General features: G+C 57.0%; 24 protein-coding genes and 1 pseudogene. 14 read left to right on the forward strand and 11 right to left on the reverse strand.

Annotated elements, in window-relative coordinates:
• Window positions 1-87 precede the first annotated feature (87 nt).
• The 7 genes from DWB23_RS19210 (at window position 88) to DWB23_RS19250 (ending at window position 4,973) form a co-directional block, all read left to right on the forward strand.
• On the forward strand, window positions 88-2,187 hold the full coding sequence (locus DWB23_RS19210; protein WP_121744764.1) for a minichromosome maintenance protein MCM: 2,100 nt from the start codon (window positions 88-90) through the stop codon (window positions 2,185-2,187).
• 2 nt (window positions 2,188-2,189) lie between these two features.
• A complete protein-coding gene (locus DWB23_RS19215; protein ID WP_121744414.1) occupies window positions 2,190-2,576 on the forward strand; it encodes a hypothetical protein in 387 nt (128 codons plus the stop codon).
• A gap of 546 nt (window positions 2,577-3,122) precedes the next feature.
• Window positions 3,123-3,515 carry a hypothetical protein gene (locus DWB23_RS19225; RefSeq protein WP_121744416.1) on the forward strand — a complete coding sequence of 131 codons (393 nt, stop codon included), beginning with the start codon at window positions 3,123-3,125 and terminating at the stop codon, window positions 3,513-3,515.
• A complete protein-coding gene (locus tag DWB23_RS19230; RefSeq protein WP_121744417.1) occupies window positions 3,508-3,750 on the forward strand; it encodes a hypothetical protein in 243 nt (80 codons plus the stop codon). The genes DWB23_RS19225 and DWB23_RS19230 overlap by 8 nt, the downstream gene beginning before the upstream one ends.
• An 85-nt stretch (window positions 3,751-3,835) precedes the next feature.
• Entirely contained in the window at window positions 3,836-3,982 is a 147-nt protein-coding gene (locus DWB23_RS23565; protein ID WP_238717509.1) for a hypothetical protein, read from the forward strand.
• A 43-nt stretch (window positions 3,983-4,025) separates the two neighbouring features.
• A complete protein-coding gene (locus DWB23_RS19240) occupies window positions 4,026-4,211 on the forward strand; it encodes a hypothetical protein (RefSeq protein WP_238717510.1) in 186 nt (61 codons plus the stop codon).
• 417 nt (window positions 4,212-4,628) lie between these two features.
• Window positions 4,629-4,973, forward strand: coding sequence for a DUF5789 family protein (locus DWB23_RS19250; protein ID WP_121744419.1), 345 nt, complete (start codon window positions 4,629-4,631; stop codon window positions 4,971-4,973).
• A gap of 419 nt (window positions 4,974-5,392) precedes the next feature.
• Here DWB23_RS19250 and DWB23_RS19255 read toward each other — a convergent pair whose 3' ends face one another.
• Window positions 5,393-6,181: a hypothetical protein gene (locus DWB23_RS19255; RefSeq protein WP_121744420.1), complete on the reverse strand. Its 789-nt coding sequence runs from the start codon at window positions 6,179-6,181 to the stop codon at window positions 5,393-5,395.
• Between the two features lie 800 nt (window positions 6,182-6,981).
• On the opposite strand from DWB23_RS19255, the gene DWB23_RS19265 reads away from it, so the two are divergent.
• Both DWB23_RS19265 and DWB23_RS19270 read left to right on the forward strand, forming a co-directional pair.
• Complete coding sequence (locus DWB23_RS19265; RefSeq protein WP_121744421.1) at window positions 6,982-7,269, forward strand: amphi-Trp domain-containing protein; 288 nt, start codon at window positions 6,982-6,984, stop codon at window positions 7,267-7,269.
• A gap of 124 nt (window positions 7,270-7,393) precedes the next feature.
• On the forward strand, window positions 7,394-7,747 hold the full coding sequence (locus DWB23_RS19270; protein WP_121744422.1) for a four-helix bundle copper-binding protein: 354 nt from the start codon (window positions 7,394-7,396) through the stop codon (window positions 7,745-7,747).
• 558 nt (window positions 7,748-8,305) lie between these two features.
• On the opposite strand, the gene DWB23_RS19280 is transcribed toward DWB23_RS19270, so the two are convergent.
• From DWB23_RS19280 to DWB23_RS19295, 4 genes are all read right to left on the reverse strand, one after another.
• Window positions 8,306-8,653 (reverse strand): hypothetical protein, encoded by a 348-nt coding sequence (locus DWB23_RS19280; protein WP_162989876.1) that lies wholly within the window; start codon window positions 8,651-8,653, stop codon window positions 8,306-8,308.
• An 82-nt stretch (window positions 8,654-8,735) separates the two neighbouring features.
• Window positions 8,736-9,023: a hypothetical protein gene (locus DWB23_RS19285; RefSeq protein ID WP_121744425.1), complete on the reverse strand. Its 288-nt coding sequence runs from the start codon at window positions 9,021-9,023 to the stop codon at window positions 8,736-8,738.
• On the reverse strand, window positions 9,016-9,681 hold the full coding sequence (locus DWB23_RS19290; protein ID WP_121744426.1) for a J domain-containing protein: 666 nt from the start codon (window positions 9,679-9,681) through the stop codon (window positions 9,016-9,018). Before DWB23_RS19290 ends, DWB23_RS19285 begins: the two co-directional genes overlap by 8 nt.
• Entirely contained in the window at window positions 9,674-9,955 is a 282-nt protein-coding gene (locus DWB23_RS19295; protein WP_238717511.1) for a MarR family transcriptional regulator, read from the reverse strand. The genes DWB23_RS19290 and DWB23_RS19295 overlap by 8 nt, the downstream gene beginning before the upstream one ends.
• Window positions 9,956-10,137: 182 nt before the next feature.
• On the opposite strand from DWB23_RS19295, the gene DWB23_RS19300 reads away from it, so the two are divergent.
• The 4 genes from DWB23_RS19300 to DWB23_RS19315 all read left to right on the forward strand — a co-directional run bounded on the left by DWB23_RS19300 (window position 10,138) and on the right by DWB23_RS19315 (window position 11,722).
• Window positions 10,138-10,527 (forward strand): hypothetical protein, encoded by a 390-nt coding sequence (locus DWB23_RS19300; RefSeq protein WP_121744427.1) that lies wholly within the window; start codon window positions 10,138-10,140, stop codon window positions 10,525-10,527.
• A 2-nt stretch (window positions 10,528-10,529) separates the two neighbouring features.
• Window positions 10,530-10,973 (forward strand): DUF7389 domain-containing protein, encoded by a 444-nt coding sequence (locus tag DWB23_RS19305; protein ID WP_121744428.1) that lies wholly within the window; start codon window positions 10,530-10,532, stop codon window positions 10,971-10,973.
• Window positions 10,973-11,407, forward strand: a complete 435-nt coding sequence (locus DWB23_RS19310) for a hypothetical protein (protein WP_121744429.1) — start codon at window positions 10,973-10,975, stop codon at window positions 11,405-11,407. The genes DWB23_RS19305 and DWB23_RS19310 overlap by 1 nt, the downstream gene beginning before the upstream one ends.
• Before the next feature lie 111 nt (window positions 11,408-11,518).
• Window positions 11,519-11,722: a hypothetical protein gene (locus DWB23_RS19315; RefSeq protein WP_121744430.1), complete on the forward strand. Its 204-nt coding sequence runs from the start codon at window positions 11,519-11,521 to the stop codon at window positions 11,720-11,722.
• A gap of 155 nt (window positions 11,723-11,877) precedes the next feature.
• On the opposite strand, the gene DWB23_RS19320 is transcribed toward DWB23_RS19315, so the two are convergent.
• The 3 genes and pseudogenes from DWB23_RS19320 to DWB23_RS19330 form a co-directional block, all read right to left on the reverse strand.
• Window positions 11,878-12,894, reverse strand: coding sequence for a hypothetical protein (locus DWB23_RS19320; RefSeq protein WP_121744431.1), 1,017 nt, complete (start codon window positions 12,892-12,894; stop codon window positions 11,878-11,880).
• The gene (locus DWB23_RS19325; RefSeq protein WP_121744766.1) at window positions 12,891-13,097 is read right to left on the reverse strand and encodes a DUF4177 domain-containing protein; all 207 of its coding nucleotides are present in this window, start codon (window positions 13,095-13,097) and stop codon (window positions 12,891-12,893) included. Before DWB23_RS19325 ends, DWB23_RS19320 begins: the two co-directional genes overlap by 4 nt.
• A gap of 73 nt (window positions 13,098-13,170) precedes the next feature.
• A pseudogene (locus tag DWB23_RS19330) lies at window positions 13,171-13,889 on the reverse strand (DUF2270 domain-containing protein).
• Between the two features lie 311 nt (window positions 13,890-14,200).
• Between DWB23_RS19330 and DWB23_RS19335 the strand changes: the two are divergent.
• Complete coding sequence (locus DWB23_RS19335; protein WP_121744432.1) at window positions 14,201-15,268, forward strand: Cdc6/Cdc18 family protein; 1,068 nt, start codon at window positions 14,201-14,203, stop codon at window positions 15,266-15,268.
• 87 nt (window positions 15,269-15,355) lie between these two features.
• Here DWB23_RS19335 and DWB23_RS19340 read toward each other — a convergent pair whose 3' ends face one another.
• From DWB23_RS19340 to DWB23_RS24155, 3 genes are all read right to left on the reverse strand, one after another.
• Window positions 15,356-15,664, reverse strand: a complete 309-nt coding sequence (locus tag DWB23_RS19340; RefSeq protein WP_121744433.1) for a HalOD1 output domain-containing protein — start codon at window positions 15,662-15,664, stop codon at window positions 15,356-15,358.
• A gap of 65 nt (window positions 15,665-15,729) precedes the next feature.
• Window positions 15,730-16,521: a TrmB family transcriptional regulator gene (locus tag DWB23_RS19345; protein ID WP_121744434.1), complete on the reverse strand. Its 792-nt coding sequence runs from the start codon at window positions 16,519-16,521 to the stop codon at window positions 15,730-15,732.
• Between the two features lie 49 nt (window positions 16,522-16,570).
• On the reverse strand, window positions 16,571-16,903 hold the full coding sequence (locus DWB23_RS24155; RefSeq protein ID WP_455429443.1) for a DUF7344 domain-containing protein: 333 nt from the start codon (window positions 16,901-16,903) through the stop codon (window positions 16,571-16,573).
• Between the last annotated feature and the right edge of the window lie 183 nt (window positions 16,904-17,086).

Genomic DNA, 17,086 nt, shown 5'->3' on the forward strand with positions numbered 1-17,086 from the left:
CCGAATCCGACGCCGTCCGACGCCGTCGCTCAACGTCACGAAGGCTCGATTCGGTTTTATTCGCAGACGAAAACCGCGACCGATCCAATGTCAACCCAACCATCCCAAGACGAACCACTCACCGATCGCCTGGCGACGAAGTTCTACCGTCGCTACTACAAAGAGGAGATCGGGAAACTGGCCCAGAAGTATCCGAACGAACAGCGCTCCCTCGAGGTCGACTGGGGAGACATCCACCAGTTCGACCCGAAAGTCGCTGACGACTACCTCACACAACCGGAGCAGATGCGTCGGTACTTCGAGGAGGCACTGCGAATATTCGATCTCTCGATCGACATCTCACTCCACGCCCACGTACGCGTCGGAAACCTTCCGGAGGAATACACGTTCTATCCAGGAGAGTTCTCCCCATCGGAACACCTCGCCGACTACCGTTCGATTCGCGGGGAGATCACGAAGACATCGGACGTCTATCCAAAGATCGAGGAGTCCGCGTTCGAGTGCAAGCTCTGTGGAACGCTCACTCGAGTCCCGCAGCCGGATGGGAGCTTCCAGGAACCCCACGAGTGCCAAGGCTGTGAACGACAGGGGCCATTCAGAGTGAACTTCGACCAGTCGGAGTTCGTCGACGCACAGAAACTCCGAATCAAGGTGCCACCGGAGCTCGCTGACGGCGCCGGCCAGAAGATCGACGCGTTCGTCGAGGACGATATCGCTGGCGACGTCACGGTCGGTGACCGCGTTGTCGTCTCGGGCATCATCCACTTCGAACAGGAGTCCTCGGGGCAGCAGAAGAAACCCAAGTTCGATCCCTACCTCGAAGGCCACCACATCGAGATCGAGAAGACCGATCAACAGGATCTCGACGTCTCTTCGCAAGAGCGCAAGCGGATCCGAGAGCTCTCCGACGGTGCCGAAGGTGACCCGCTCGACGTGGGTGCGCAATCGCTGACGACGAAGGTCTTCGGCTACGACCTCGAGAAGAAAGCGCTCATCCTGGCGATGGTCTCCGGTGGACAGATTCAGTACGGCGACGGTGACAGCGACCGGTCGACACTGAACGTCTTCCTGATCGGCGATCCCGGAACCGGCAAGTCGAAGCTGATCGACCGGGCCGAGTCGATCGGCTGGCGGACCGTCGGCGTTACGAGCCGACGAGCGACCGGCCCCGGTTTGACAGTTACTGCCGAACAGGATGACTTCGGTGATGGCGACTGGTCGCTGAAAGCCGGTGCGTTCGTGAAAGCGAACGGTGGGACGGTCTGTATCGACGAACTCGACGACATGGAACCCGACGTCCGGGCGTTCATGCTCGAGCCGATGTCGAAGCAGAAGATCAACGCCTCGATCGCCGGCGAGCAAGCGACATTCGAGACCCAGACCTCGGTGATCGCTGCGGGTAACCCGAAGCATGGTCGGTTCGATCCGTACGAACCCATCCCGGAACAGTTCGACTTCCGGTCTGATCTGCTGTCAAGGTTTGACCTCATCTTCACTGTCCAGGACGTTTCCAAGGAGGAGAGTGATCGGGAGCTGGCCGATCACGTCCTCGACGTTCGCGATGCTGCGAAACGCGAGGAGGACGTTCTCGTCGATGAGGATGATGACGTCGCCGAGCCGATCGTCGATCCCGAGATCTTCCGGAAGTGGATCGCCGTCGCGAAGCAGCAGCCAAACCCGCCGTTCGAAAGCGAGGCGGTCAAAGAACAGCTGCGGGAGAGCTTTCTCGAGATCCGCAAACTGTACGACGTCCGAGACAGTTCGCCGGTTCCGGTCACCTTCCGCGACCTCGAGGGGCTGGTTCGGATCGCTGAGGCCGCAGCGAAGTTCGAACTCTCAAATACGATCACTGAGCGCCACGCACAGATCGCGACAGAGATGGCTGGTCGGTCAATGCAAGACGTCGGCAAAAATGAGGACGGCGAGTTCGATGCCGACGTCGTCGAAGTGGGCCAGTCGAAGAGCCAGAAGGATCGGAAGAAGACGCTCAAACTATCCATCGATGATCTCGAGGATGAATACGACTCCGGCGTTCCACGGGAGCGCGTGATCGAGTACATCCAGGAAGACTGCGACCGCGATTACAGCGCCGACCGCCTCCACGCAGATATGGATGTTCTCCTCGAGGCCGGCGAGGCGATCGAACCACAGACGGACCACATCCGCTACCTCGGGAGGGTGACTTGATTATGTCTCAAGCAGATCAACAGAGCAATGCTGAACGCCGCAAACGCACCAAGGATACCTCTGAGTCGATCATTCGCGTCGTCGACCTGAACAGCGGGCACAAACAACCACCGCTCGCGAGCAAGCCATCGGTCGTTGGGAATCGGTGTCGGTCTGGCTACAGTCTCGAGGATATCTCTAAAGCGATCACGGCCGCTCGTAGCAATGGAGACCTGTTCCAAGTCAAAGATAATGAGGGCCGTGTTCGGCTGGGGATCAACGACGACGAGGCGCTGCTCGAGAAGATCGAAACGTACCTCTCGAGATATGACGATCCGCGAGAGGATCTGATCGGGCTCGCTAACAAGCGGATCCAGTTCCTGCGAAAGCAGGGTGATCGCGATGAGTAACCCGATCGATCCACTCGTCTGCCCGCGTGGACACCACTCCATCGACCTCAACGCAACCCGGTTCAGCTGCCGTACCTGCCGTAATCAGGGCCGAGGCCAGACCTCATGGGACCGCTCGGAGTTAGTCAACCTCCGCGAACAAGAGCCGCCGCTACGAGACGGTCGGGAGATCAGGGCCGACGGTGGTAACGCCTCGAGCGTTACTGTTCAGTCTTCGGCCAGCCCACCGGAAGCAGATTCGGTGTCGTCATCTTCGATTAGGATGAAATCAGTTGATCCACAGTCGCAGCTATCGCTTCCGATTGGCTGGATCTCGCCAGTAGGCCATTGGCGAGCCGCATATACAGAACCACATTCGGTACACTCAGCTAACCCCCGATTTACATCGTCTCTGTTTGACATCCCTATCCATCTTAGAGGCATTACTCTTCGAATTAATTTTCCTATTCAATCCATCTCCTGTCAGTGCACACTACACACGGCTACTGATCAGCCATCCTCACAGTCTAAGAACTCTACGCGAACAGAAGGGGGTGACGCGGATCGATGAGCGTCTTCGAAAACAACCACGAACTCTGGCGAAACGCCCTCGAGCACAACGACGTCACGACGATCTCCGGATCGACGTCGATCGAGACACTCCAGGAGGCACGCGACCGCTTCGAGCAGCTGGGCAACGAGATCCACGACGGCGTCCTCGTCATCTCGATCGCTATGGCCCGCGAGATCGCGCGGGGCTGGGTCGAGATCTCGGGCTTGGCGGTTCCATCGAACCACGAAGAGTTCCGGCCGTTCGACGACATGATCACGATCACGGAGCGGGTCGACGGCCGCGAGACGTTGATCTGCCGGTCGGACGCCGTCCGTCTGGACATGGAGATCCTCGAACCCGACGGTATCGTCGCGATCGACTTCGAGCAAGGTGGGTCCGATGACTGACGATGAGCTTCGCGAAGCGCTCCTCCGAGAAGCAGAAGAGGGCGACATCAGTGAAGTCCTCCTCAAGGGCTGGCAGCTCGGGATCTACGACGCCGAGCTGGCTGACGATGGAGAGATAGCATGGAAACTCTCCGAGAAGGGCACTCTCCTCACAAAACGTGGTGAACTTTCAGAGTACATCGAACGAGAGGCACAGGGTATCGATATCGAACCGTCAACACTCCGCGACCCATAGACAAATGCCTGAACAACTGCCCACGGACGTCCGCAACCTCACACCAGCTACACGGTTGATCTACAGTGTCCTCGAAGAGGGACCTATGACTGCCGACGACCTCGAGTCAAGGACTGGGCTCTCTCCGAAAAGCATCTACGACTGTACAAACGCTCTGGAAGAGATTAATGTGATCGAGATCCGGCCCCATCCAATGGATGCTCGAAAGCAAATATACGAGATGAGGAAGTAACGATTCCCTGTGCATTTATCATTATTCTATCATCAGTATAGTTGTGACAGTTGACGCGTCCAGATACTGGTCGTTCGGTTATCTCACAGACTTTGTTATTGGTATCTTCTTCGCACTTCCAATGCTTACTCAAATCGATTTCATCGGCCATACTGACAGGATTCTCTACGGTGGAGCAGCAGTAGGAGCGGTGACTCTTCAGATTAAAATCCACAACTCGTCCTTCTGAGCAACTAATCCACTCTACTCAGCATACCACATTTAACAATAATTCGGTGAGTGGATTAAAGCTCTGCTGAATAGAACGCGCGGATGTCGCACGGCACTCCACAGAAATTGTGACGGGCCGAATCGCTTAGTACAGAGGAAGGAGTTACCATTGAATCGGTCGCCATCAGTCCTCTATCATAACTGTAAACCAGAACTTCTCGAATGGCCGAATTACCTTGACGAACTCGCCGGGATCAACCGGCTTTCGAGGATTGCATCTTCGTCAGTATCGTCATTGAGATCTCGGGATTCGATGGAGTTTTTACTCATTCCAGACAGAACGATCACTGGAACGTGAGTGCGCGTCTTGTATCGTTTGTGTCGGCGCGCACTTGCAAGGTGGGATAGTATTCCATCGGGCGGCGACCATCTACCCATGAGCGACCGCAGCCGCGAGCAGGGTGTCGATCTGGGCGACCTCCATGAGAAGCTCGAAACTCACGATTACCCGGCGAGCAAGGAGGACCTGCTCAAGGCCTACAGAGATCACGAACTCGAGTTCGGCGACGGACAGGCGACGTTCGCCGACCTCCTCGAACCGATCAATCAGGGCACCTACGACTCCGAGATGGAGGTCAAACAGACGATCATGAACATGGTCGGAGACGAGGCGATCGGACGCAAGAACTACAGCGACCGAACGCCGCCCGCCCCCGGCGAGGACCGCCAGGACGAAGGTGCACCCGATCAGGAGGGTATGCGCCACCAAGAGTCGTTCTAAACCGTCCGCGAGGCTGGCGAAAGGGTTAGATTCGTACGTTTAGTAAGCGGGTGATGCGCCGCTTTCGGCGTGAAACAAACGGAGTCGTTCTGCTGCACATATGCTCTATATTCAGCAGACTGTTTGTATCAGTCGATGAGAAGTTCAACAGAGCCAAACTACAGACTCTCAGAAGACGTCAGCCTCAGAACACACTTGATCAAAGAGGTAATCACGAGTGTTTCCGGCTGGCATGCCCAGTTCACAAATAATGAGGACTATTCGTATAGGTGGCTTCGAGCTGACGAGGGCCAGTTTCAGGTGCGGAATATCTGCCCGGTATGAATGAAGCGAATGTAGAATTGGGCCATAGATAGACTGGTTCCGAAGCCGTCGACAAGATTAAGAGGCGAATCTCGCGGAACAGCGAGCGGATGTGACTACTCGAGATCGATCGCCCACTCACCGTCGGCCTGGACATCAACCCAACCGACACCGTCGAAGTTGCACGTCGTCTCGCCATCGTATTCGCCGATTTCATTGAACACCAGCTCGCCGAAGCTGCCTTCAGCTGGGTAGATCTGGACCGCGAAGTTGCTCGAGCCGGAGTGCGACCCAGAGGCGATATGAGAGCCGGAGAACTCGAATGGCCCAGCCACAGCGGGACTATCGCCCGAGAGCGACTGCGACAGACTGTCGCCGCTGGCCGCCCGCGGCTGGCGAATCTCGACATCCCAGTCACCATCGGCTTCGACGTCGAGCATGTACTCGTCAGCGTCGAGCAGGTCCGCAGATGCACCGTCGTACTCGCCAATCGCATTCACGAAGTTATCGTCGTACTCGCTGTCGTTGACGAGACTAACTTGGAAATTGCTCGAGCCGCCGGTGTGCGTTGCGTCGACGACGGTAAGGCCACCCTCGATCGAGACGCCATCCTCGACGGATGCGCCGGACCCGGAGAACGACTGCGGTTCGGGTTCGTCGACGGTTTCAGTGTCATCTTCAGATTCCTCTTCGTCGTTGTTGTCTTCGCTTTCGCCATCTCCAGAACCGGGGTTCTCGTCGCCATCACCAGCGTCACCGTTTCCGTTCCCACTATTGTCTGTCTCGTCGCCACCATCAGCGTCACCGTTTCCGTCCCCACTATTGTCTGTCTCGTCGCTCGAGCAGCCGGCAAGGATCGTTGAGAATGCGACACCACTACCGAGCAGCACTTTCCGTCGGTTCACATCAAAATAATTGAATGACCCCGTGATAAGACTACCGTTTATATGATACGCCGATATCGAGCGCGTCGGCAGTTCTGAGTGAGTGTTCTACTCTTGGAGCACAGTAACTGTGGCGACATGCAAGGACGATTCCGAGATTGTTGGAATCGGGACGAAGTTGATAACGTTCACACGAAGCGTATTCTCTGTCGCGTTTCCACTGCGCGACATAGATCCAATCCCACCTACCTGGCATTGTTTCAGCCTCGTCCGGTGGCCGTACCCCTGGCTATCGGGCGTTTTGCGGCTTTTCTCGAGGAGACACTTCGAGCTCCGAGTGGGATCTACCCAATCTCGAGTTCGTCGACGACCTCTGCCGGGCCGACGTCGTACTCGATAAGTCGATTGGCAGCCAATAACTACGCTCTTTCTGAGAGGTCGGGATCGACATCTTCAGTGTGAACACTGAACTCAGCCAGTGCAACGGCGATCAGGAGGTCGTCTCGACGTTCGATATCGGACATCGCCGATGTTGGCCTCGGCTTTGTATATAAACTACTGCTCCAGAAGACGTCGGTAGTGACCCGACGTCAACGCTCCCCATCCGCTGGTGGTGTGTCAATCGGACAGGGCGACCAAAGATCAAACGTCGGTAGCAATCAACGTTAGGATCCTTGGTCAACCCATTCCGTCGACTGAACAATTTGAATAGTGGTGACCTATAGGCTACCAGAGCTGGCAGTGACTCGAGGATCTCGACAACGTCCATACTCAGTACAGGGGATCCACTTATCGGTGCAGGCGGTGCATTGTTACTCTGTATGCCCGAGGAAGTTCTGTTCAAATCAGAGAGCAGCCAGACCCGAGAAGAAATTGCATCGTATCTTCACAGTGTTGCTGAGAAGCTCGAACAAGGTGATGCGGTCACATTAAAATCAGGTTCCGAATCCGTGACGATGGAACCGCCAGCCCGCCCGACGTTTGAGGTCAAAGCCGAACGCGAAGGGCCAACGGATGGTCCCGGTGAATTGAGTATCGAGTTCGAACTCGAATGGGACGAGAACGACGGTGAGAGAGACGGCGAGAGCGGCCAGTTAGAAATCGAGTGATCAGTTCGCACACATAGTTGCCGTTCATTACAGGGGGCTTACATAGGTCAGTTGAATGCGCTCAAGTATTGGGCTGCGATTGCTTGCCCTCGTACTAAACAATATGCTATGGTAGTAACTCTTGATGGCGCTCAAACAGATCAGTCACATCGCGGACAACGAATTGATGGACGAGTGTATCGACAACTGCTCGGAAGCCTCACAGGCATGTGAGTGGTGCGCAGACGAGTGTATCGGGATGGGCGAGGAGATGGCTCGATGCATCCGGCTGTGTAGAGACGTTGCCGATCTCACGTCGATGCACGCGCGCTTCATGTCCCGCAACTCAGGCTATAGCAGCGACCTCGCGGAAATTTGTGCCGAGGCGTGCGAGGAGTGCGCCGATGAGTGTGAGCAACATGAGCACGAGCACTGTCAGGTCTGCGCCGACAAACTGCGCGACTGCGCCGACTCCTGCCGGGAGATGGCGTCGGCATAAACTCCCGCAAGAGTTCCAGTTCCAGTATTTTCTGAGCAGCCTGTAGTATGCAGGTAACAGTCTCACAAACTTGAGCCAAGACTGAACACACCATACTCATGGTCCCGGACGCAATCTCACCTTCCAACGAGGAAATTGAAGCGCGGATTCAACAGGTCGGGGGATACTCACGGATCATCCGCATCGGGTTCCTCATTATTCTGAGCGCGTTAGTATTGGCTGTTGGCATCGTTTTACCCGCAAATCTTAGTAGTCCAGCACAGGCGATCGAGTCAATCCTCATGCCTCTTACCTTTGTGGGACTTGGCATGATCCTCTACGGAATTGGCATGCATCTTCACCTGATGCATCTAAACCTAGTGAGAAAGTTACAGACTGAACAGCCAGACGAAGAAGAATCTGTCTCGACACCACGTGACTGATTTTGAACGTTGCGGAGAACATTGTCCGTTCAGCTCGCACGTGTAGTGTTCGTGTACTTCACGCAAAAACGCGTCTGAATAATAGGATTTCAACAGAGCCGGACAGCGGTACGTTCGGGCGCTTCCAAAGTCAGAGTTAGTCATCGCGATCGTCCTGTTCACTCACGACGTCTGCCAGCTCGCGCAGCCGCTCCACCAGTGGGGTCTCGGTTAGCCGATAGAGCGGACTGTTTCCGATCTTGCCGTCCCGTTCGATCACGCCGACCTCCTCGAGATCCTCGTGATAACGATACCAGGCATCCCGTGAGACGCCGTCGTACTCGTAGATGGCTGACGGGGTGAACTGACTGCTGTCACTGCCCTCCTCGAGCACTGCAGCCACGATCACGATCCGATCGCCGACATGCGCTTCTGGTCTGGTAACTGGGAAGCGCCCGACGATTCGGACAAAGACGAGTTCAACCTGATTTGTGACGACTGTCACGCTGAACTCGTGCGCAACTGAAACGAGGCGTCAAACAACCTTATTTTTTGGGTACTGGCGCCAGCACACCACGGTTCGCGAGTCAGTCCTGCTCGAGATCGCGTTCCTCGAGGACCTCGACGACGTCCTCGCGATGGATGTGAACGCGCTGAAAAACAGTCTGCTCACCGTCTGTGTAGAGTCGCTCCTGCTCGAGCGTCTTTTTATCGCGATCATCGTCGACGACGCCACGGGAATGGAAGGCGTAGGCCTGCGTGGTGCCGTCGCTGAAGTGCGTTGCTCGGATCGCCCACTCGTCGCCCCACTGTTCGCAGGCCAGTTCCTCGAGGCGCTCGAGCGTTTCCTCGCGACCGTCGAGTACGTCAGCCATCTTCGAGTAGTTCGTCCCGAGCCGCCTTGAGTTTCTGGAATCGGCCAGACGACCCACCCGTGTCTGGATGGCCCTCGAGTTCTTTGATCTGCGCTCGGAACGCTGCCGTGACAATCTCGCTGGGAGCGTCCGGCGCGACGTCCAGGGTCTCGTGCGGCTCCTCGTCGAGATCGTCACTGCTCGAGGCCGGCGGCGCGGCGATCGCGTCTTCGTCAGCTGGCGGTAGCTGCGCGACTTCGTCGATGTCCTTCGCAGTCTCGACTCCGCAGCGATCGGCTAGCCGAATACGAATACGTCGGACCCACAGCGAGATCGCGCGGGCGTTCTCGAGCTGGCTCTCCCACTGGTCGCAGGCGATCGCCGACTGTTCGTCAGCCCGGGCCTCGAGGTCGCGGTAGTAGGCCACGACGCCGACGTCGTCCGGGTCGGCGGACTTATGCGGGATGTTCGGATCGTTCGCGTAGTGCGTCCCCGCGGTCTCGATCTCCACGTCGGTCTTCCCCCAGCGCTCGAGTTCCTCGACGACGGACTCGAAGGCCTCGCGGTGGTTGAGCGAGATGTTCCCGGGATAGGGTTCGCGATCGCTTGAGCCCGTGCGGTCGTAGCCGTCAGGCCACTGAATATACGAGCCACCGTCGGCATACTGCTGGCTAATCATCGGAATCACCGTCCTTGCGCGGATCCTCAACGAACCGGTAAACGCCAGTCCCTTTCGGTTCGACCTTTTCGACCCACCCTGCGTCATGGAGTGAGCCCAACGCCGACGATGTGTACTGGCGGGGCATCTCGAGCACCTCGCCAGCGATCGACGCCGACGTGTACCCCCACGGTTCGCCCTCATCACGACCATCCTTTAAGTGATCGAGAACAGCCTCTTGCCGCTCATCGGGCACAAACGACTCGTTGACCATATCGATTGTTCCTACGGACATGATACACTTCACAGTTAGCACCATCTAACACATTGTGGCTACGAACAATATTACATATTCTATTACAGTACGTAACATCTAAGTGCCTGCCCGATAGACTATGAAGTAGAAACGCAGGGTGGCCGGGAAAACCGATTCTCGGCCGGGTGTTACAGCACCCGACCTGTGTCCATGGAAGGACAATGTCAACTACGACCCCACGCACCGAAGATGTTTCGGAAGCACAGATCGATGACGTCGTTTTCGAACGGCGAAGCTGGAACTACGCGTACGTCGGCGAAGACAACAAGCAGCGACACCACCACGTCGACCGAAAACTCGAGTGCATCATCGTCACGAAGTCCCGCGCAGAACGCGATGACTCTGGCGCGGTGCCGGTGTTCTCGCTTCGCGGCCCGATCCTGCATTCGGAAGGGATCCTGCTCGCATCGAACGGCGCTGGCGGCGACGACGTCCGGCGCTGGATCCAGTTCATCGATCAGGAGATCGGCGACGGGGACGAGAGTAGCTGGGGCGAGCGCCCCGTCTCGGCGGTCGACAGGATGCAGGACATCCTCCAGGAGGCGATCTGAACATGATCGCTGGCAGAGACCTCAACGGCTGCGATCGCTGCGATGCTCCCCGCCCACTCGATGCTCGCGGACTGTGCAATCACTGTGCCAAGGTCGTCGACCGACGCAAGCTCCAGGCCCGAGCCGCGGACGCTCGCGAACGCCAGGGCCAGCGTGATCTCGAGCTTGCCCGCGAGGCCGAGGCAGTCGCGGGCCAGGAGGTCCGGGCTGACGGGAGCGGCGAATCGGAGATCGACACGCGCGAGCAGATCCACACGGGCGTCTCGATCACTGCGAAGATCAAGCGCGGCAGCGGAACGCGGGATCAAGACGAGATCAAAATCAAGGCCAAGGGTCGCAACGCCGCCCACGCGGCCACAGAGATGGATCAGGTTCTTGAGCACGCCGACGAGTGGAGCGACCAACTCCGTGCGGTTCAGCCCGCCGCTGATGGGGGTGATGCCTGATGGCACAACTCAGCTACCGCGGACGGAAGCGTCTCAGCGAGGCGCGGAGCACGTTCATCGAGGCGTTCGACTCGCGGGTGCTCGAGGACTGGATGCACTCGGTCGACGACGGCGACGATCTTGTCTACCATTACGCCGAGGCGATCGCGAACGCCGAGTGTGCGGCCGACGAAGCCGACGAACGATACGGCTGGGATGACGACACCAGCCTCGATGCTGGCAGCGCCGTCGGGGAACTGACCGGCGCGCTCGAGATGCACCTCGAAGCGTTGGTCGCCGAGATCTGTGCAACGGTTGCCCAGCGCGAAGGCGAGTGGACCGAGTACACAGACGACGAAGAGATCGAGCCCGCGGTGCACGAGGCCCGAGAGTGGTTGCAGGAGCATCAAGACGCCGCCGAGCGCGCCGGTGTCTGGGAGGAGGTGTCTGCGTGATGGCGGCCAGTGGTGACGAGGTTGCGATGACGCTCACGTTCGAACGTCCGCTGACCGACGAGAAGGTCGCCGAGCGCTGCCGGGCGATCGCCGAGTTCCTCGAGGCTGACAATGAGTGACCGGCGCGAGCCGTTCGCCGTTCGATATAATCCTCCACGCGGCCGGCCCCGGAAGGTCGTCTTCGAGCCTCGGTCAGCTGGTGGTTGGGATCGGATCACGTACGAAAAGCGGCGTGGACGCTGGCGGATCACTGGCGAGGAGATCGTCGCCGACGTCACCCTCGAGACTGCTGACGGCGTCGCGATCGGCGAGTAGACGCAGAAGCTCTGTCAAATTTGGCTCTGTTGAAATCCTCAACGGATGATATAAACAGCGTGCTGAATACAGGGCGCGTATCGGTCACTGATATCTCAGCCGTTGGTGAGAAGACGAATTGGTAGAGACAGAGGAACAAGATACTGCGTCGGATCTTAGCGTTGTGATTCGCGAAGGATCAGCGGCTCGATGGCAAGTGTCCGTTTCGCTATGGTGAGGATGCGAAGGACGTAGGAGACGAACAGCATGAATGGAACGAGCGTCACCGCAAACGCACCGCCCACAACGAGGATGATGTGATCGAAACCGAGTGTACTTCCCGGGAACGCCCCCGCATCGACGGTTGTGATCATGATACCCGCAACGGCCAGTGCCGGGACTGCAGCATAGAGAATCATCTGAGACATGTTGATGAGTGCCCACTGGAAGTACAGCGTCTTGATGTGTTCGCGCGCCGGACCAAAAAGAGACAGCGCTGTTTTGAGGTCGTCAAGCAAGCCGTGTTCTTCCTCAGTGAGGCTCTCTTCGTATTCGTTCGCGAGACGTTCAACTTGGAAGATTTTCCAGCTATAATTGAAATTCAGTGCGGCGAATAACACATCGAACGAGCCGAACTGCGCACCCTCAAGCTGATCACGTACCGTGTCAGCGTTCCCAGTGACGCTTTCAGCAAATTCATCGACCTCTTCTCGGAGGTTCTCGTCATCATGCTTGCCAATAGACTCTCGAAGAGTCGTAGTCCGTTGTGCCGAGATTCCGATGATCTGCCGGAGGAATTCGGATGGATCGGCAGGACTCGGCGACCCGATTAATTCTTCAGTAAAGTCCCGGAAATCCATTGAACTGGCCATACGCTCGCGTTGATCGCCGAGCGGGCCGTTCTCCTGGGAGAGGACGAGCTGACCGATCGTGACGACGAGTGTCGTCCCAGTCACGATGACCGTGATCATCGTCGAGAACATCGTGTCGATCATGTCGCCGGACTCGATTTGCCGTGAAAACGATGGATAGAGGACGGCGACGGCGATTACGAATGCGACGAACACGGCACTGGTCAGGATGGTGGAGACGAGAAGGCGGTTCGCGCGCAGCAGCATCCAGAGTTTTATCCGACTCTCGCCCGAGCGCTCACGCATCGTGTTGGCCGTACTGATGTCGGTCTCGTCAGTCATACTGGCTCACTCGATTGGGCAGGTCGCTTAAAAACGAGATACTTGGTGCCGCCTCCTTCGTAGTCGATCGTCTCCACAAACTCCCAGCCCTCTGCACCGAGTTGATTCAACTCTGCTTTCGGATCCTCTGCTTCTTTTTGGGTCTCATCGCGCGGTGGGCGAAGCGTCTCGTACTCCCAGCGGGTCACTTCTGATTCGGCCATCACTACTAGTAGGTACTCCAGCCCTCTATATCCCGTTCCACTACCGAGATGGTACATTATACGGAGAACGGATTTATCGGTCTGTCTCTTTCCAGTCGCCCGGGTCCCCTTCACGGAATTCACCCTTGGCATGGCGCTCGCGGGGCCAGAAGGTGACGCTCAGCAGTACGACGTAGAACACACCCATAACGGCAACCACAGCAATCCCGGGGATACGGGCGATTCCAGCGGTTGTCAGCCAGTCTTGGCGCGGCGCGAACGCTGTAATCCTGAAGACCCACGCGACAAATAGCACACTGAGCAGAGCAAGGTACACACGCCGGAGCCGGTTTGCGAGTGCTTCGTATAACGAAACTTTCAGCGTCGGCCTGCGATAGTCCTTGCTCAGTTCCGCTCGCCAGTCGTGACTTTCAGTGCCTTGGGACGGATCGAGGGCGTTTGCGAACAAGTTCTCTTGGATGACTCGAGCACGAGAGCGAAAGACATCGTAGTCCCGATACCGCCGTGCTTCGATGCCCAGAAAGATGGTAACGACAATGATCCCAATCAGCAAGATATAATGTGGGTTATCGGCACTTGAAAACGCCCACGTCAAGATTGCTGCCATCAGCGTCACCGCCCACGTCGTCGACTCGTCAAGGCGCTGCCGCCATGTCCCCACTCGGTCTATCTCTCCGCGATAGGCGTGGGCCATCACCGAACCGAGTCCGTACTGTCGTCGACCATTTCGCGGCCGATTTCCCGTTGGTCTGGTGCTGTTGGGTCGAACTCGTCGCTACTCGAATCGGTCATAGAGGAGATACACCTCCTCGCTCCATAAGGAGTGATGGTGACGGCGTAATCTGAGTGTCATGTACTGGAGAACATCATAACAGTACGCACCACAGTCCTACCAGTCAATTCGGACAGACGCTGTCGAAATAAACGAGTGTGTAGTGCTTACTGTATCCTCTATATTCAGCACGACTTTGAATAACCGTCATCGGTCAAGGATTTTAACAGACCGTAGCCGACTGCTTATCGGAAATATCGGAAACAGCCCCCATGCTGTTCCGAAATGACGCCCGTTACGCCTTTTATATCACCACCGAAAACAATCACGTATGATTAAAGATCGGTGGGTGTTCGACGACGCGTATCCGACTGATATCCTCCATCGAAACGAGGAACTCAACTCGCTCTCGCGGTTGCTCAAGCCCGCAACGGCCGGTGATCGCGCACACGATATCCTCATCCACGGCCCGTCCGGCGTCGGGAAGACTGCAACGGCTCGGTGGATGCTTCGCGATCTCCGCAAACGCGCTGCTGTCAGCTCGGCGCTGCTCGAGTGCTCGGGGCAGACAGCCAACGGGATTATCCACGAGGCCGTCGAGAAGTATCCGGCAGGGACGGTCGTCCAGCGCAACCAGCCGCGCAGCGAGCTCGTCCAGACGCTCGAGAAGATCGTCGACGAACCCTATATTATCGTACTCGACGAGGCGGACGTCATTCCCGACCTGGACGTCCTCGAGGATCTGCTCTCGATCGAGTTGGTCTCGGTCATCGCGATCACACACTCGGAGAACGAGTGGCTCAATCGCGTCGACCGGGATCTCCGACCGCGCTTTCGTGGTGATAGCCAGATCGACTATCGGAAATACCACGTTCCCGAGTTGGTCGACATCCTCGAGCCTCGTGTGGAACACGGCCTGATCGGACGGCCCGTCAGCACTGATCAACTCGAGTGGATCGCCGACGAGACAGGTGGGGTGGCCCGGTGGGCGATCAAGTCCGTGCTGGCTGCTGCGGAGCTTGCCGGCGAGCGTGGACACGAGTCTATCCACGAGTCTGACGTCGCCGATTCATTCGAGCGGGCGAAAGCGAAGATTCGGGAGGCGAACCTGCAGTCGTTGCCGGTGACACACCAGCGATTGTACGAGCTCGTACGCGCAGTCGGGCCGACCGGTGGCGTCAAAATGAAACGCGCCTACCTCGAGCACCAGGAGGCGATCGCCGGTCGAGACAACGATCCAGTCACGTGGCGGCAAGCTGGGAACTACTTGAGCAAGATGGAGGACTACGACCTGATCAGAATGCCCGGCGAAACGAACGCGACAGTGTACGAAGCGGTTGATTCTGAGCTAGAAGCGCCTGTTGAGTTCGACCTGAGAGAACCTGTAGAACTGGATTAGTTGGCTCTATTGGAATGCTATTGTTTAGCCGCATTTCGTCGTAAAACACATATACACTGTATGTGCGAATTGATCGCGAGGAGATCGTTAGCGATCGCACTGGCGAGTAATCGTCAACTCCTCACCGCCGATTCGCACTCGATAGTCATCGATCAGGAACGACAGGTCGACGCGTTCTTCGCCAGCGACAAGCGTGTCTAGCGCTTCGGGATCGACGTGATCATACAGTGTGGTATCGAGAACATCGGAGAGTTCCACCGGATCAACCTCTTCGAGCGTTGCGAGGGCGGTGATCGTGGCCGTACTTGCCGCTGTAGCTGACCAATCGTACGTTCGGCAAAATAGTGACTCGCATGTATCCGCAGATTTATCGGCACCGTCTCGTTCTGCGACCATACTTTTCGTACGGAGCCGAGAAACAAAAGCATCGTGTGAGTCTCTGAGTGAATGATTGAGTAGCCTTACGACGACTGGTTCCCGTTGAGCCGCCAGGTGAAAATTGCCCGCAGGACGACGACGAGACTATTTCGTTCGCCGGCACCCCAAATCGCCGTCTCCTCGATGTCTTCGCTCGTGGAGATATCGTCCACGAGCGCGCTCACGAGCGCCGTCTCTTCGTCGGTGATCAGCAGGCTTCCGGCGGGCGTCTCCTCCCACTCCCAGAGAGTCTCGAACAGTTCGGCTTCCGGCACCGTTTCCTGGATACGTTCCTGGACTTCTTCGGAAATCCCCGCCAAGTAGATCTCGACACCACGCTCCGCGGCAGCCTGAAGCCTGTCGAGTTGTTCGTCGGTGAGCAATTCGTCGATAGTCATGTAAACGATCTGCTCGTCAGCGTCGGCGATGAACTCCTCAACGCGGGACGACACCGCCTCCTGTCCAGTGACCGTCCAGACGCCGAACTGTTCGCGTTGTGGCTGGGTGGGGCCGATCTCCTTCAGACACTCCGCGAGTTCGGTAATCGTGTTCTCGTGTTTGACGGTGAGCAGTCGGATGAGCGTCTCCTCGGAGGTCACGGTAAACTTTCGCGGCGTCGTGTGCTGGATGTCGATGAATCCCAACTCGTGGAGTCGCTCCGCCGATTCGTACACGCGAGTCCGGGGGACACCATTGATTTGATTGATATCTTGTGCGGTTCCCGTCCCGAGCCGTATGAGATTGATCAGCGTTTGAGCCTCGTACTGGGACAACCCGAGATCTTGCAACCGGTCAAGCGCCTCGGCTTCGGCCTGCTCCTCCTCGAAACTCGCCATGGTAACAATTGACCTGGTGAGGGCAAAAGGCTCCCGCCGTTTTGAGTTTCTATTCTATACCTTCGGTGGCGAATCGGAGCACCCTTTCGACGCGTTCGTTAGGGGTATACCGGATCATCTTCGTATGCGGGTTGTACTCGATCAAATTGGCATCCTCGAGTTTCGGGAGATGGAGGTGTTGTACGTCGATGAGAAGGGAGTCAGCGTGAGTTGCAGTAGTCTTCGGAGGGGGGTTCTCGGGAGAGATGCGATCGACGAGGGTATTCATTGTAACCATGGTTTCCTCGCTGTCGATCAACTGGGAGAGGATTGATCGCCGACACGTATCTGCCACTATCCGTAATGCTGTTTCGGTCGAGACAGTTTGGATTTCCTGGGTCATTGACGGACCATGGCAAAAACGAGGATCTCACGGATTAATTCCCCCGTTTACTCGAAACATCACATGTGGACAGACGCGGGATCGAGTAGTGACATCGGAACAAGCGGGTGATACACGCTTTCCCGGCTCTGTTGAAATACCATTATTCAGACGTGTTTTGGCGTGAAACACACGAACACTACA

Origin of the sequence: Natronorubrum halophilum (assembly GCF_003670115.1) — an archaeon.
GTDB classification, from domain to species: Archaea; Halobacteriota; Halobacteria; order Halobacteriales; family Natrialbaceae; genus Natronorubrum; species Natronorubrum halophilum.